Source organism: Rhodothermus marinus, assembly GCF_009936275.1.
In the GTDB taxonomy this organism is placed as follows: domain Bacteria; phylum Bacteroidota; class Rhodothermia; order Rhodothermales; family Rhodothermaceae; genus Rhodothermus; species Rhodothermus marinus_A.
Genome location: NZ_AP019797.1, coordinates 689,832 through 704,565, shown reverse-complemented (window position 1 = coordinate 704,565; position 14,734 = coordinate 689,832). Strand labels below are relative to the sequence as shown.

14 protein-coding genes are annotated in these 14,734 nt (G+C 66.2%); 4 read left to right on the top strand and 10 right to left on the bottom strand.

Annotated elements, in window-relative coordinates:
* Positions 1-7: 7 nt before the first annotated feature.
* Positions 8-1,045 carry a 3-deoxy-7-phosphoheptulonate synthase gene (gene aroF, locus GYH26_RS03140; RefSeq protein ID WP_161540458.1) on the bottom strand — a complete coding sequence of 346 codons (1,038 nt, stop codon included), beginning with the start codon at positions 1,043-1,045 and terminating at the stop codon, positions 8-10.
* Positions 1,046-1,192: 147 nt separating this feature from the next.
* On the opposite strand from aroF, the gene thiI reads away from it, so the two are divergent.
* Positions 1,193-2,695 (top strand): tRNA uracil 4-sulfurtransferase ThiI, encoded by a 1,503-nt coding sequence (thiI, locus tag GYH26_RS03135; RefSeq protein WP_161540457.1) that lies wholly within the window; start codon positions 1,193-1,195, stop codon positions 2,693-2,695.
* Between the two features lie 39 nt (positions 2,696-2,734).
* On the opposite strand, the gene lptB is transcribed toward thiI, so the two are convergent.
* From lptB to GYH26_RS03115, 4 genes are read right to left on the bottom strand one after another with little or no spacing between them, the layout of a single operon-like run.
* Positions 2,735-3,484: an LPS export ABC transporter ATP-binding protein gene (gene lptB, locus GYH26_RS03130; RefSeq protein WP_012843107.1), complete on the bottom strand. Its 750-nt coding sequence runs from the start codon at positions 3,482-3,484 to the stop codon at positions 2,735-2,737.
* A complete protein-coding gene (locus GYH26_RS03125) occupies positions 3,462-4,952 on the bottom strand; it encodes an LptA/OstA family protein (protein ID WP_161540456.1) in 1,491 nt (496 codons plus the stop codon). The genes lptB and GYH26_RS03125 overlap by 23 nt, the downstream gene beginning before the upstream one ends.
* A complete protein-coding gene (gene lptC, locus GYH26_RS03120; protein ID WP_161540455.1) occupies positions 4,949-5,518 on the bottom strand; it encodes an LPS export ABC transporter periplasmic protein LptC in 570 nt (189 codons plus the stop codon). Before lptC ends, GYH26_RS03125 begins: the two co-directional genes overlap by 4 nt.
* Positions 5,515-6,219 (bottom strand): phenylalanine--tRNA ligase beta subunit-related protein, encoded by a 705-nt coding sequence (locus GYH26_RS03115; RefSeq protein WP_242006568.1) that lies wholly within the window; start codon positions 6,217-6,219, stop codon positions 5,515-5,517. Before GYH26_RS03115 ends, lptC begins: the two co-directional genes overlap by 4 nt.
* A 172-nt stretch (positions 6,220-6,391) precedes the next feature.
* Here GYH26_RS03115 and GYH26_RS03110 point away from each other — a divergent pair, with 172 nt between their 5' ends.
* The 3 genes from GYH26_RS03110 to GYH26_RS03100 all read left to right on the top strand — a co-directional run bounded on the left by GYH26_RS03110 (position 6,392) and on the right by GYH26_RS03100 (position 8,346).
* A complete protein-coding gene (locus GYH26_RS03110; protein WP_242006567.1) occupies positions 6,392-6,736 on the top strand; it encodes an STAS domain-containing protein in 345 nt (114 codons plus the stop codon).
* A 63-nt stretch (positions 6,737-6,799) separates the two neighbouring features.
* Complete coding sequence (locus tag GYH26_RS03105) at positions 6,800-7,252, top strand: ATP-binding protein (protein WP_161540453.1); 453 nt, start codon at positions 6,800-6,802, stop codon at positions 7,250-7,252.
* Positions 7,231-8,346, top strand: a complete 1,116-nt coding sequence (locus tag GYH26_RS03100; RefSeq protein WP_161540452.1) for a PP2C family protein-serine/threonine phosphatase — start codon at positions 7,231-7,233, stop codon at positions 8,344-8,346. Before GYH26_RS03105 ends, GYH26_RS03100 begins: the two co-directional genes overlap by 22 nt.
* Positions 8,347-8,364: 18 nt before the next feature.
* Here the strand turns inward: GYH26_RS03100 and menE are convergent, their stop codons facing one another.
* The 5 genes from menE to GYH26_RS03075 are packed head-to-tail and all read right to left on the bottom strand — an operon-like array spanning position 8,365 to position 14,589.
* A complete protein-coding gene (menE, locus tag GYH26_RS03095; RefSeq protein ID WP_161540451.1) occupies positions 8,365-9,804 on the bottom strand; it encodes an o-succinylbenzoate--CoA ligase in 1,440 nt (479 codons plus the stop codon).
* Positions 9,791-10,870, bottom strand: coding sequence for an o-succinylbenzoate synthase (gene menC, locus GYH26_RS03090; RefSeq protein WP_161540450.1), 1,080 nt, complete (start codon positions 10,868-10,870; stop codon positions 9,791-9,793). The genes menE and menC overlap by 14 nt, the downstream gene beginning before the upstream one ends.
* A 6-nt stretch (positions 10,871-10,876) precedes the next feature.
* Positions 10,877-11,839 carry a 1,4-dihydroxy-2-naphthoate polyprenyltransferase gene (locus GYH26_RS03085; protein ID WP_014066263.1) on the bottom strand — a complete coding sequence of 321 codons (963 nt, stop codon included), beginning with the start codon at positions 11,837-11,839 and terminating at the stop codon, positions 10,877-10,879.
* 42 nt (positions 11,840-11,881) lie between these two features.
* Positions 11,882-14,116 carry a xanthine dehydrogenase family protein molybdopterin-binding subunit gene (locus GYH26_RS03080; RefSeq protein ID WP_161540449.1) on the bottom strand — a complete coding sequence of 745 codons (2,235 nt, stop codon included), beginning with the start codon at positions 14,114-14,116 and terminating at the stop codon, positions 11,882-11,884.
* Positions 14,113-14,589, bottom strand: coding sequence for a (2Fe-2S)-binding protein (locus tag GYH26_RS03075; RefSeq protein ID WP_054685686.1), 477 nt, complete (start codon positions 14,587-14,589; stop codon positions 14,113-14,115). The genes GYH26_RS03080 and GYH26_RS03075 overlap by 4 nt, the downstream gene beginning before the upstream one ends.
* Positions 14,590-14,734 lie beyond the last annotated feature (145 nt).

The window sequence follows — 14,734 nt, the reverse complement described above, 5'->3', positions numbered from 1 at the left end:
GAACGCGTCAGACGGTTTCCGAGAGCGGCTCACGGACCGTCCGCCCGATCACCTGGGCAATGAGCCGGATCTGACGCATCAACTCGGTAAACTGGTCGAAATAGAGCGACTGTGGCCCGTCGCTTTTGGCCGAAGGCGGATCCGGGTGAACCTCCACCATGATGCCGTCGGCGCCCGCCGCCACGGCCGCCCGCGCCATCGGGATCACCTTGTCGCGCAGGCCCGTCCCGTGGCTGGGATCGGCCACGATGGGCAGATGACTCTTCTGCTTGACCACCGGGATGGCCGAAAGGTCGAGCGTGTTGCGCGTCTGCGTCTCGAACGTACGGATGCCGCGCTCGCAGAGGATCACCTGCGGGTTGCCGTGCGCGATCACGTACTCGGCGCTCATCAGCCACTCTTCGATGGTGGCCGCCGGGCCCCGCTTCAGGAAAACCGGCTTGTCCACCTTGCCCAGCTCCTTGAGCAGGGCGAAGTTCTGCATGTTGCGGGCGCCCACCTGGAAAATGTCGGTGTACGGATAGATCAGCTCAATCTGGTTGACTTCCATCACCTCCGTGATAACCCGGAGGCCGTAGCGGTCGGCCGCCTCACGCAGCAGCTTGAGCCCTACTTCGCCGAGTCCCTGGAAGGAATAAGGAGAGGTGCGCGGCTTGAAGGCCCCCCCTCGCAGGAAGGTCGCGCCCTGCGCGGCCACGTGCGCCGCCGTCGCCATGATCTGCTCCTCGCTTTCGACGGAGCACGGCCCCGCCATCACCACCACCTCGGGCCCGCCGATCACCACACCGTTGACTTCGATCTGGGTGTCCGTCTTCTTCCAGGTACGGCTGGCAAACTTGTACGGTTCGGTCACCCGGTAAACGTCCGCCACGCCATCGAGCACTTTGATGTGACGAATGTCAAAGTCCGGCTTGACCCCGATCGCGCCCAGCACAGTCTGGTTGACCCCGGTCGAACGGTGCACGTCGAACCCGTAGGCGTTCAGTCGCTCGATCACGGCTTGAATCTGGGCTTCGGTGGCCCCGGGCTGCATCACGACAACCATATCCCCTTGCCATTGCTCGTTGTGAGAGAGGGATTTCATGCGCAAAGATACGAAAGTTCCGGGCGCTTCAAAAATCTATGCGCGTTTTTTGCCGAACCTGAAGCCGCCTTGACCATTTACTTTATTTCAAATAAACGAGAAAGATTCATGGTCGAGCAAACCACCGGCGAACGTTCCCGGACGCTGCTGTTTCTGCGGCCGGCTTCGGAGCTGACGCTCAAATCGAGCCGGACGCGCCGGCGCTTCCAGCAACTGCTGGTGCGCAACCTGAAAGACGCGCTGCGCAGCCAAGAGATTCCGTTTCGCTTCGTGGGCTCCTGGAGCTGGTTTCTGATCGAGACGGAGGCGCCGCTTCAGGCCATCGAGGCACTGCGCCACGTGCCGGGCATCGGACCGATCATGCCGATCGAACTGGTCACCGGCACGTCGCTGGAGGAGATCGTGCAGCGCGGGGCCGAGGCGTTTGCCGAGCGCGTGCGCGGCCGTCGCTTCGCCGTGCGCGCCCGGCGGCGGGGCAACCACCCCTACCGCTCGCGGGACATCGAAGTCGAGCTCGGCGCGGCACTGCGCCCCTTCGCGGAGCGGGTCGATCTGACCAATCCGGAAGTGACGGTGTATGTGGAGGTGCGGGAAGACCGTGCCTACTTCTACACCACGATCATCAAAGGCCTGGGTGGCCTCCCGATCGGAAGCCAGGGACAGGCGCTGGTGCTCATCTCCGGCGGCTTCGACTCGGCCGTGGCAGCCTGGCTGGCCATGCGGCGTGGCGTGGCCGTCGATTACCTGTTCTGCAACCTGGGCGGCAAAGCCTACGAACGCGCCGTGCTGCAGGTGGCCAAGGTGCTGGCCGACGCCTGGAGCTTCGGCACACGGCCCCGTTTCTACTCGGTGGACTTCGGGCCGGTTGTCGATGAAATGCGCCGCCACGTGCGCCCCGCCTACTGGCAGGTGGTACTCAAGCGGTTGATGTACCGGGCCGGCGAGGCCGTGGCCCGCCGGACCGAAGCGCTGGCGCTCATCACCGGTGAATCGCTCGGTCAGGTCTCCTCACAGACGCTCAAAAACCTGCAGGCCATCGAGGCGGGCACCTCGCTGCCCGTATTGCGCCCGCTGCTGACCTATGACAAGGAGGAGATCATCAATCTGGCCCGGCAGATCGGTACGGCCACGCTCTCGGAACGCGTGCGCGAATACTGTGCGCTGACCCCCGATCGGCCCGTAACGGCCACGCGTCCCGAAGCCGTCGATGCCGAGCTGGCCAAGCTCGACCTGTCGGTGCTCGACCAGGCCGTCGCCTCGGCCGAAGTGTACGATCTGCGCGCGCTGTCGGCCTCGGAGCTGGTGACCCCCTACCTGTTCATCGAAGAAATCCCGGAAGGCGCCGTGGTCATCGATTGCCAGAGCGAGGCACTCTACGAACACTGGCACTATCCGGGCGCCCTTCACATGGATCCCTGGCAGCTCCTCCAGCAGTTCCGGCACCTGGACCGCGATCGCGTCTATGTGCTCTATTGCCCGCGTGGCTTGCAATCAGCTTACGTGGCCGAGGTCATGCAGCGCGAAGGGTACGAGGCCTACTCGTTCAAGGGCGGGGTGCCGGCCCTTAAGGCCTACGCCCAGGCGCGGGGCATCGAGGTCCCTGAGCTTTAACGGCTGAATACAGCCCTTCACTGCGATCCCGAAGTGTATTCAGCGGTAGCGTTCCAGCGTGAACTTTTCGCCCAGATAGCGGCGGCGCACTTCGGGATCGGCGGCCAGTTCTTCGGCGGTGCCGTGTTGAAAGATGTGTCCTTCGTAGAGCAGATAGGCGCGGTCGGTGATGGCCAGCGTCTCGTGCACGTTGTGATCGGTGATGAGCACGCCGATGCCGCGCGCCCGCAGATCGGCCACCAGCGCCATGAGTTCTTCGACGGCGATCGGGTCGATTCCGGCGAAAGGCTCATCCAGCAGCAGAAAACGGGGCCGGGTGGCCAGCGCCCGGGCGATTTCCGTCCGCCGCCGCTCCCCGCCCGAGAGCATGTAGCCCTTCGAACGACGCACGCGCTCCAGCCCGAATTCCTGCAGTAACTGCTCTACCCGAGCCCGCCGTTCGGCGCGGCTCAGCGGCTGGAATTCCAGCACGGCCTCCAGATTTTCTTCGACGGTCAGCTGACGAAAGATCGACGCCTCCTGGGCCAGATAGCCCACGCCCAGCCGCGCCCGTCGGTACATGGGCAGGTGCGTGATCTCCCGGTCGCCCAGGAAAATTTTGCCGGCGTTGGGCCGCACCATGCCCACGATCATGTAAAAAGTGGTCGTCTTGCCGGCCCCGTTCGGACCGAGCAGTCCCACGATTTCGCCCTGGCGGACCCGCAGGCTGACGTCCTGCACGACAAAGCGCTTGCGATAGCGCTTGAAAAGCCCTTCGGCCCGCAGCTCAGTGGTTTCCGGCGCGTTCATAGGCGGTAGGGTTCGAGGCCGGCATCACCGGCGGCGAAGGCCGCCGCCACTCCGGTGCGGTGCGCAGCCGCTGCCGGATCCAGCTTTCCCGAAGCAAATCGGCCGGATCGGGCCGAAGTTCCGGCACCCAGCGAAAGCCCTCGAGCTGGAAGGGCTCCGGAATTCGGTCACGGTCGTACTGCACGCCCTGCACGCCCCCCTGCACCCGCACCCGCCGCACCCGGTCGCCAGCAAACCAGAAGGTGATCTCGTCGCCGGAGACGCGCACGGCTCCCCGGAGCGAGTCGTTCCGATCGCGCAGGTAGTAGATCGCCTCGGCGTTGGGACCGACCACAAGCTGGCGGAGCGAATCCTGCTCGAAATAGCCTACCAGTCGCCGCCCTTTGAGCTGCTGGAGGCGGTCGAGTACCGTGTCGCGCTGCACGACAAAGGCATTCGGAAACACCCGGAGCGTGTCGCGCTCGCCGCTACCGTGCAGCCAGAGCGTATCGCCGAAGACCTGGGTTTCCTCGAACCAGGCGATCGGATCACCGAACAGACGCACTTCCTCCCACACCACTTCGCCATTCCGGACGATACGGTCGTACACCAGCGAGTCGGCGCGGGCGGCCAGCCGTCGCTGCCAGAGTTGCACGGAATCGACGGCCACCAGTCGTCGCAACGAATCCTGTCGCGTAAAGTGCAACTGGCCAGCCCGCACGAGCAGCGTATCGACTCGGCCGGTGGAATCCGGCCGCAACAGCACCAGCAGCGGCCGGCCCGTCATCCGACTGTAGCCGGTCTGCTCGTTGTTAAAGGCCTGGCGCCCAAAAAGCAGCGTGCGCGTGACCGTACCGTCTTCGGACGTGTCCTGCTGTTCGATAAAGACACGCCCCTGCGCCAGCGCTACTTTGGTGTCGCGAAAGTAGACGACCGTGTCGGCCTCCAGATAACGGTTTTCGCCTGTAAGCCGCACGTTTCCATGGAATTCCGCCCGCTTTTCGTCGGACCAGTACACGCCCCGCTGGCTGGTGAGCACGGCGGCACTGTCGGCCAGCCGTACGCCGGCTTCAAAGACCGCCCGTTTCTCCCGGGTGTAGTACCAGCCCAGCGGGGCCTCCACCGTTACCGTGCCATCCCAGAGCCGCACACGCCCGATGGCGCGCCCGACCTTCTGGCGACTGTCGTAGTAGATCGTGTCGGCCCGGAGCGAGTCGCCGCGCTCCACGATGCGCACGTTTCCCACGAAGCGAATGCGCCGCTCCTCGGGCCATTGCGTGGCGCGCTCGGCCCAAAGTCGTGTCGAATCCTGTTGGAGAAAAACACGTCCGATCAGCTCACGGAAGCGCCGGCCGGCCGCATCTACACCTCCGACCAGCGAATCGGCCTGGAGCGATACCGGGCGACGGCTCGTGTCGGCCGGCTGCGCCAGGAGCGCCGGGGCAAGCCCCCATCCCATCAGCAATAGCAGGAGCAGACGTGCGCTCATTCGGACGTTTCCTCTTCGATAACGACGCGGCCGGTCACGCGGCGCAGCCGGTAGCTCGTAAGCTGTTCGTCGGCGTCCAGTTCGAACCCTTCCACCTGCTCGTCGGGCGCCAGCAGACGCACAAAGCCCGGCGCATAAAGCCGTTGCCGATCCTCGAACCAGCGCAGCCGATCGGTCAGGAGCCGGCGCCCTTTCCGGGTGACCACCTCCACCTCACCTTCGGCCTCGAAGCGGCGGGCGTTTTCGTAGTACACGACCCGTTGCGCCCGGAGGGTTGCGCTCGAGTCTCCCTCCGGCGTGAAAAGCCATCCCCGGACCGGCTCCTCGGCCGTTCCTTCAAGCACCACGTAGGTGCTTTCAGGGAATTCCTGGCGGATCAGGTGGGCGGCCAGCAGGCGTGCCCGGGGTCGTCCCTCCAGCGAAAGCCGGTAGTCCACCTGCCAGCTCTCCTGCTCGGGCTCCTGCTCGGCCTGCACGGCCGCCACCACCTCGGGCGCAGGCGACTGTCGGCAGGCGGCTACCAGCAGGCAACCCACCAGCAGAATGCCCTGTAGCAGGCGTTTCATACCGTCACGGTCTGCTCCGGCGGCAACACGGCCCAGGCCGTCTCCACGCGATCACCGCAGCGGGCCAGCCAGTCCGCAAAGTCCCGGCAGATGGCCTCCAGCGCTTCCACAGAAACCGCCGCGGCGGGCGCATAGACGCACGCCATGACGCGCGTGGTCGTCGCGTCCGTCTTGGTGGCCAGGCTGTCCTTGACCGGATTGACGATGGGTTCGTCTGCACCGGAGTCCGGATCCACACGGCAACCGACGATCAGGTCCGTCAGATCGATCTGCTGCCCGGCCGTGTTGAACACGTAGGCCTCGCCGGCACGCCCCAGTCGAAAGCGAAAACGCGTGCTGGCGGCGCGGTCCAGGTCCCAGAGCGACACCGGCAGCATGTGCAGCAGGCTGATATAGTTGGCCACGTCCACGGGGCCATTGATGCGGGGGAAGCCGCCAGCCTGCGCCTCCCGGAGCAGGTATTCGCTGGCCGGTTTGGCGCGACCGGTGGGTTTGTAGCGGCCGTTGCGGAGCAGATCGCGCACGGCCTGCCGGCGCGCTTCCAGCTCGGGCGGCAATTGTTGCCGCCCGGCAAGCAACTGTTGCAGCGCTTCGGCCAACCCTTCCGGCTCGGTCGCGACATGCACGCCTTCTGCACGGATCAGGCCGAGCAGCGCATCGCTCCGCGGAATCTGATTTTCAACATGAATCTGCATGGGCATCGGACTTTCCTTTTGCATGAAAAGGTTGTACTATATAGTGCCCCGGGTGGTATGGTGTTTGAAGTCGCAACCGTCCAGTCCGGAAACGTGCGCTTTAGCCACGCCTGGACCGGACGATACTTTGAACCACCCGGAACCAGCCCCCAAACGTGTGATGCACAACCCGTCGGTCATGAGTTTCTCGGTCGAACCCCTGAATGCGGAAACCGTCGTCATTCGCGTCGGCAAGGCGCTGGACTTTCGCAACGCGGCGGAATTCAAGGCCATCTGCCAGGAACAGGTGCAGACCGGCGTCCGCAACTTCATTCTGGATTTTTCCGAAACGGGCATCCTGGACTCCACAGGACTGGGCGCCATTTTTTCCCTGTACCGGCAGGTTTCGCCGCGCAACGGCCAGGTTGTTTTCGCGTCGGTCTCGCGGCCCGTACAGGTGGTCGTGCAGTTGACGCGAACGTACAAGGTTTTCCGGCAGTTTCCCACGGTCGAAGCGGCGCAGGAGGCGCTGCAGCAAACCTGACGGGCACGACAGGCTCCGGCTGCCGGGTTGATCCTGCCCCTTACCTGGACGTGGCCCGAATCCATGATGAAAGAAGTGCGCTACCGATTCAACAACCTGGAGGATCTGATCGACCGGGTGCACGCCCTTTTTGCGAAGCCGGATGCCGGCCTTCCGCTGCCTCCGGAAAATGAAGACCTGCGTTATCGCGTCCAGCTGACCGTCCATGAGTGGTTGGCCAATTTAATTCAACACGCACATTTTGGCAACCGCGCGCCATCCATCGAGTTAACGATCCGCAGCAACGGTCGCATCGTCGAATGCTTTATCGATGACAATTCGGAAGGCTTCGACCTGAACGGACGGCTGGAGTCCAATCCGTCGATTCAGGAAGCTTTTCCCGAGCGGGGCATGGGCCTCCATTTTATTCGCGCCTGTACGAAAAAACTCAACTACATCCGCCTGAAGGACGGAAGACACCGTCTGGTCTTTACGCTGGCCAACGACGAAGATCCATGGCTCGATATTCCATTTTAGTGGTCGAGGACGAGCACACGCTCCGCCGCCTGCTCGAGTACCGGCTGAGCAAATACTACCGGGTGCGCTCGGCCGCCAACGGCGAGGAGGCCCTCCAGCTCGTGCTGGAGGAGATCCCCGACCTGATCATCTCGGACATCATGATGCCGAAGATGGACGGGTTTGCCCTGCAGCAGGCCCTGCAGAGCCGCAAAGAAACCCGGGCCATCCCGTTCATCTTTCTGACGGCCAAGGCCGACGAGCACAGCCGCATGCGCGGCATGCGCATGGGCGTCGACGACTACATCACCAAACCCTTCGACATCGACCAGCTACTGGCCCGCATCGAACGCCTGCTGGAACGCACCAAGTACTTCCAGACGCAGCTCGATGCCCGCATCGGACAGGACTTCTCCAAAAAGCTCATGCCCAAACAGCTCCCGTCCGTTCCGGGCTACCGACTCTACTTTCACAACAGCCCCAAGGAATACGGCGGCGGCGACTTTTTCGACTGGACGCAGCACCCGAGCGGCTCGTTCTTCATCACGATCGGCGACGTGATGGGCAAAGGCCTGCAGGCCAAGTTCTATGCGTTCAGCTTTCTCAGCTACATCCGGGGCACGCTCTACGCCATGCTCCAGACCGCACAGTCGCCCGCCGAACTCCTCCGACGGGTCAACCACGTGCTGATGCAGGACACCGTCATGGAGGAAACGTTCGCCTCGCTGCTGATCCTCCGCTGGGATCCCACCACACACGAGATCACCTACGCCAACGCGGGCCACTGCCGTCCCATTCTGGTCAAAGACCGCCAGACGGCCGAAGTGGTCGAATACAGCGATCTGATCCTGGGGCTCGATTCCAATGCCACGTTCCAGGATGCGACGATCACCATCCCGGCGGGCGGCGGCCTGCTGCTCTACACAGACGGCCTGATGGAGCAGCGCACGGCTTCCGGGGAAATGATCGGCGAACAGGGCCTGTGCGAGCTGGCTCCGAAGATGGTCGGTGCCGAAGATCCCGTCCAGACGCTCCTGCAGGGCATTCTGAGCCGCTGCAACACCGACACCTTCGACGACGACATCCTCTTCTTCTGGATGGAGCGCCTGAGCTGAGCAGCTACGCACGGGCGCTCACCTGTCTTCCCTTTCGGCCGGAGACCAGCGCCGTCGGGCTTCTTCTTTCAGAAGCCGTCGAGAAGCCTTGATGCCTCCGTCCGGCAACGCGGGCCAGGGCCAGAACGCCACCGGCACCATGAAACCCGGCAGCGCCCGGCGCAGCTCCGCGCGCCAGCGGTCGGGCTCCCACCGCTTCTCCTCTGTTCGCACGAAGGCGGCCGGACGCTCGCCGAATTCCGGATCGGGCACGGGTACGACGACGGCCTCGGCAACGCCGGGAAGGCGCAGCAGAGCGCGCTCGATCGCTTCGGGCTGAATGTTTTCGCCACCGGAGATGAACCGGTTGTCGCGCCGCCCTTCGACGTGCAGGTAGCCTGCTTCGTCCAGCCATCCCAGATCGCCCGTGTCGAACCAGCCGGCCTCGTCGAAGGGTCGGCGCAGCCGACCGTTTTCCAGATAGCCGACAAACCGCACCGGCCCGCGCACCAGGATGGACCCGTCCGGGCCGATCGTCAGCTCCCGATAGGGCAGCACGCGTCCGGAGGTTCGCAGCAACTCCAGCGAAGCACCGGGCGGCGTAGCCGTGACGGTCGAAGCCATTTCGGTCAGGCCGTAGCTGGTATGCAGCGGCCAGCCCCGCGCCGCCCCCTCCTGCAGCACCTCCTCCGGGATGGCGCTGCCGCCCAGCAACACCGCCCGGAGCGTCCGGGGCGGCGGCCCTTCGGTGTCGCGCAGCAGCCGCCAGAGTTGCGTATGCACCAGCGAAACGTGCGTGGGCGCATAGTGCACCAGCGCCCGGCCGAGCGGCTCCCGTCGCTCCGGAATCACGACTTCCGCACCGACCAGCAGACAGCGCATGAGCACCCCCATGCCGCCCACATGATAGAGCGGCAGCACCAGCAGCCACCGATCGCCCGGCTGCAGATGCAGATGCGCCGCCACCCCACGCGCGCTGTCGATGAGGTTGCCGATCGTGTGCAGCACCCCTTTGGGCGCGCCGGTACTGCCTGAGGTGAAAAAGACGGTGGCGTGCTGCTCCATGGCCAGCCGGGGCGGTGCTTCCGGAGCAGTCGGTGGCGCGTCCTGCAGCGCCTCCGGGTGCCAGCAGAGCAACGTCGTCGCGCACGGCCGATCGGTGATCAATGCCTGCAGACCGACCTGGCGGATCGGAGCTTCGAGCCCGGCGGCCGGCAGGCGTGTGCTCAGCAGACAGGCCACGGCCCGCAGGCGCCAGAGCGCCAGCAGGATCGTCAGCGTGGCGACGGGATCGTCCAGCCAGAGCCCGATCCGATCCCCCGATCCCACACCTTCGGTCCGAAGACGCGCGACGGCACGCCGGACCCGTTCCTCCAGCGCGGCCGCCATGATCGGCCCGGACGGGAGCCGCACCAGCGGACGGTCCGGCGTCTCCCGGCTCCAGCGAAACAGCGGGCAGACTGTCTCACGCGACGACATCGATCGTCTCCAGTACGGTCAGGTTGGGATGCCAGGGACCGGCTAACGCTTCGCGCACCGACATTTCCGGCTGCCATGCCAGTCGGGGATGCAGCACGTCGTCGGCCAGCCAGCGATAAGGATCCAGTCCGGCCGCCGCCGTGCTCCGAGAAGCGGCCGCCAGTGCCAGCAACCCGCGCGTGCCGACGCCGGTCTCGAAAGCCGCGCTCCAGACCACCGTCATCCCCAGCGCACGCGCCTCCTCCGCACGGCGCCAGGCGTGTAGCAGTCCCCCCAGCTGCGCCGGCTTCAGCACCACAGCGGTCACCCCTTCCCAGTAGCTCAGGGGCCGCTCCGGCTGCTCGGCCAGCGTCTCGTCGAGCGCCACCGGCAGCGGACTCCGCTGCACAAATTCCCGGAGCTTCTCCGGGTCACGCAGCGGCTCCTCGACGTAGGCAATCTCCAGATCGGCCACCGCTTCGGCGAACGCCAGCGCTTCGCGCAGCGTCCAGGCCCGGTTTGCGTCCACCCGCAGCGTCATTTCTCGGCCCAGCACGTCCCGGAGCCGCCGCACGCACCGCGCCGCTTCGTCCGGGGGGCGGCCGCTTACCTTGACTTTGACCGTCCGGTATCCGGCCGTCCGAATCGCCGCCAGGCACGCGGGACGCTCACGCCAGTCCGTCGACACCAGTGCGTTGATTGAGACCACAGGCAACGGATCGGACGCCAGCCAGGTGTCCAGTCGTTTTCCCGCGCGGGCGGCCTGCCAGCTGGCAAGCGCCAGCTCCAGGCCCCACCGCACCGAAGCCGGCGCGTCGGCCAGCAGCGGCGCCACGGTTTCGGCCCATTCTGCAAACGTGGACGTTTCCGGTACGGAAGTCAGACGTGGAAGCAATGCCTGCAGCGCCTGAAAGGCTGCTTCCGGCGTCTCGCGGCTGAAGCCCGGCAGCGGCGCCACCTCGCCCCAGCCGACCGCCCCGCTTCCCTGCACCTGCACCAGCCAGCCCCGGCGCACCGACGCACCGGACGGCAGCGGCATCGCCAGCGGCACGCTGAAGCGAAACAGGCGCCAGGTGCGTTCGGGCATGGCCGCTCAGGTCAGGATCCACCCAATCGAGAACAGCAGGCTGTAGAGCAGGAGCAGACGTCCGGTGGCCGCCAGCAACGCGTTCAGCACGGCACCGTCCCGCTCGAGCGCCAGCGTCCGGATGGCGCGCACGCTGGCCGGCAGCAGCGCCAGCACGGCCATCGCCCCGCCATGTCGGTAGGTGAACAGATACCAGACGACCGGAAGCAGCAACGCGCCGAGCAGGCAGCAGGCATAGAGTCCCACGCCAAACGCCCGCCCAAAGCGCACCACGGGCGTCCGCTTGCCGGCCTGACGGTCTTCCTCGATGTCCCGGACGTTGTTCACCAGCAGGATGCCCGTCGAGATCAACCCCGGCGCCAGGCCCATCAGCAGCACTTCCTGCGTGATCGTGAGCGTCTGCACGTAGTAGGTGCCGCCCACGGCCACCGGACCGAAGAAGATGAGCACGAAAAGCTCGCCCAGCCCCAGATAGGCCAGCGCATAGCGACCGCTCGTATACAGGATGCCGAACAGGATCGAAAGCAGCCCGATGGCCAGCACGGGCCAGCCGCCCCGCCAGATCAGGTAAAGGCCGGCCACGACGGCCAGCGCGAACGTCAGCGCGGTGGCACGCCGCATGGCCTCGGGCGTCACCAGCCCGGCCGCCGTCACCCGCAACGGTCCTTTGCGCGTGGCCGTATCGGCGCCCTTCAGGTAGTCGGCATAGTCGTTGGCGAAGTTCGTCCCGATCTGGATCAGCAGGGCGCCGATCAATGCAAAGAGCGCCGAGGGCAGGTGAAAACCGCCGTCAGCCCAGGCCATGGCCGTACCCATGAGCACGGGCGCGACGGCCGCCGCCAGCGTTTTGGGGCGGGCAGCCAGCACCCAGATGCGCCAGCGCGGCAGCGCCGGCACCGAGGCCGTCGAACCGAATCCGTCCGGCATGATGCGTTTGCCTTCCTGCTTTTCGGGGACGGCCTCCTTCACGCCGCAGCCGCTCGTCCGTTCCGGGCTGCTCAGGAAGGAACGTCAGCCGCGGAGCATTTCGGGCCGGATGGGTAGCTGCCGTACGCGGCGGCCTGTGGCGGCAAAGATTGCGTTGGCCAGCGCGGGCGCCACAGGGGGCACGGGCGGTTCGCCCAGGCCGGTCGGATCCACCTCGCTCTCCACAAAGTGGACTTCGATCACCGGCGGCACCTCAGGCTGTCGCAAAAGCGGATAATTGTCGAAGTTGGACGAGACGACCCGGCCGCCGTCCAGCACGATCTCGGCCCGAAGCGCTGTCCACAGGCCATCGAGCACCCCGCTGATCACCTGCGCCTCGGCCCCGCTCGGGTTGACGACGCGGCCGCAGTCCAGCACGGCCACGACGCGATGCACGCGCACCTGACCGTCGTCGTCCACGGAGGCTTCGACCACCTCCGCCGCATAGCTGGCAAATGCCCAGTGGCAGGCGATGCCCAGCCCGTGGCCTTCGGGCAGCCGGCGTCCCCAGCCGGCCTTCTCGGCCGCCAGTTCCAGCACGCGCCGCAGGCGGGCCGGCTCGTAAGGGGGTGCCCAGCCGCCTCCTTCGCTTCGCGCCTCCATGTCGAACAGCTCCAAGCGATAGGCCAGCGGATCGCGTCCGGCGGCCGCCGCCAGCTCGTCGATGAAGCTTTCGACGGCAAAAGCCGTGTGCGTGTGCTCGACCGAGCGCCACCAGCCGCGAAAGATCGGACTCTGGAACGGGCGGTACTCCAGGCGCCAGTTCGGCACGCGATAGGGCAACCGGTCCGCCCCGCCGACTTCCGAGCGGTGCTGATCGGGCGCATCGGGCCCCTCCAGCGCCGCCCGGATCGATGTAGACACCAGTCGATGGTACCAGGCCAGCGGCCTGCCCTCGGCGTCGAGCGCCGCCTCGATGCGGTGCACGGCCATGGGCCGGTAGAAATCGAATTGCAGATCGTCCTCGCGGGTCCAGACCACCTGCACGGGCGTGCCCACGGCTTTCGAGAGATAGGCCGCTTCGACGGCGTAATCGTCCATGAGCCGCCGACCGAAACCACCCCCCAGCAGCGTGATGAAGACGCGCACGTTGCGCTCGGGGATGCCCAGCACCTCGGCAACGCCCCGGGCCGCCCATTCGGGCGTCTGCGTAGGTGCCCAGATCGTGCAACGGTCGCCTTCGACGTGCGCCACCGCATTGACCGGCTCCATGGGCGCATGCGCCAGGAAGGGCAGCACGTAGGTCGCTTCGACGCGGCGGCTTCCCTGCGACAGGGCCGTTTCGACCGAACCGCGCTCGCCCACGACCTGACCCGGTTCGGCGGCCATGGCCTGCATTTGCTCCAGGTAAGCCGCCGAGCTGTGCCGTTCGGCGTCGCCCGGTTCCCACTCGATGCGCAGCGCCTGCCGCCCCCGGAAGGCCGCCCAGGTGTTTTCGGCGATTACCGCCACGCCCGGCCGCACCCGGTAGACGCCCGATCCGAGCGCCGGCACCTCGACGACGGCACGCACGCCCGGCACCTGACGGGCGGCCGTATCGTCGTAGCGCAGCAGCCGTCCGCCAATGTACGGACAGTGCTCGATGCTGGCCACGAGCATACCCGGCACGCGCACATCAATGCCGTAGGTGGCCCGTCCCGTGACGATGTCGGGAACGTCCACGCCGCGCTGAGGCCGCCCGATCAGCCGAAAGCTGGCCGGGTCTTTCAGACGCACCGAAGCCGGCGGCTCCAGGCGGGCCGCCTCGGCGGCCAGTTCGCCATAGGGCAGTGCCTCGCGCCCGTTCGGGTGCAACACCCGTCCCTGCTCCGTGCGACAGCGGGCCGGATCGACGCCCCAGCGCCGGGCGGCTGCCTCGACGAGCAGCGCCCGGGCCATGGCGCCGGCCTCGCGCAGCTCCCGCCAGCGCGTGCGCACGCTGCTACTGCCGCCCGTTCCCAGGCTGCCGTATTTCGGATCGAGCGGGGCCTGCTCCACGCGCACCTGCGCCCAGTCGGCGTCCAGCTCCTCGGCCACCAGCATGGCCAGCGAGGTGCGCACACCCTGGCCCATCTCCGACTTGGGCACGTAGATGCGTACCGTCCCGTCCGGATCGACCTGCACGTACGGGTTCAGTTCGACCGGGGTATCGTCTTCCTTCCCGCTGCCGATACGCGGGACCAGTCCGCCGACGAGCAGTCCGCCCGTAGCGGCCACCCCCACCTTCAAAAACGCGCGACGGCTGAGCTTGAATGGATTGCGTCGCGCCTCGATGTATTCCCAGAGGTCGAAGCCACTCATTGCGTACCCTCCTGCCGCATGAGTTCCGCGGCCCGATGAATCGCCCGACGGATCCGATGATAGGTGCCGCAACGGCACAGATTGCCGCCCATGGCGGCGATGATGTCTTCGTCGGTGGGATTCGGGTTCTGCCGCAGCAGCGCGGCGGCCGTCATGAGCTGACCGGCCTGGCAATAGCCGCATTGCGGCACGTTCAGCTCGCGCCAGGCCCGCTGCAGCGGGTGATTCCCTTCCGGATCCAGCCCTTCGATCGTCGTAATGGGCTGCCCGACCACGGCCGAGACCGGCAGCACACACGAGCGCACCGGCGTGCCGCTCAGATGCACCGTGCAGGCGCCACAGAGCGCCTTGCCGCAGCCGAACTTGGTGCCCGTGAGCCCCAGCACATCCCGCAGCACCCAGAGCAGCGGCATGTCCGGCGGCACGTCGACCGTGTGACGGGTTCCGTTGACCAGCAGTTCAAAGCGTGCCATGATCGCTGTAGGTTTTCTTCCCCGCTACCGGAGCTTATTTTCATGCCAATCGCCTCGGCGCTTGCAGTCAGGCACGAAACGAGGCGGCGTGCTTCCGTGCTTCCCGCGTAACGCCACTACCCTTCAGGATTTTACCCCGACCGCC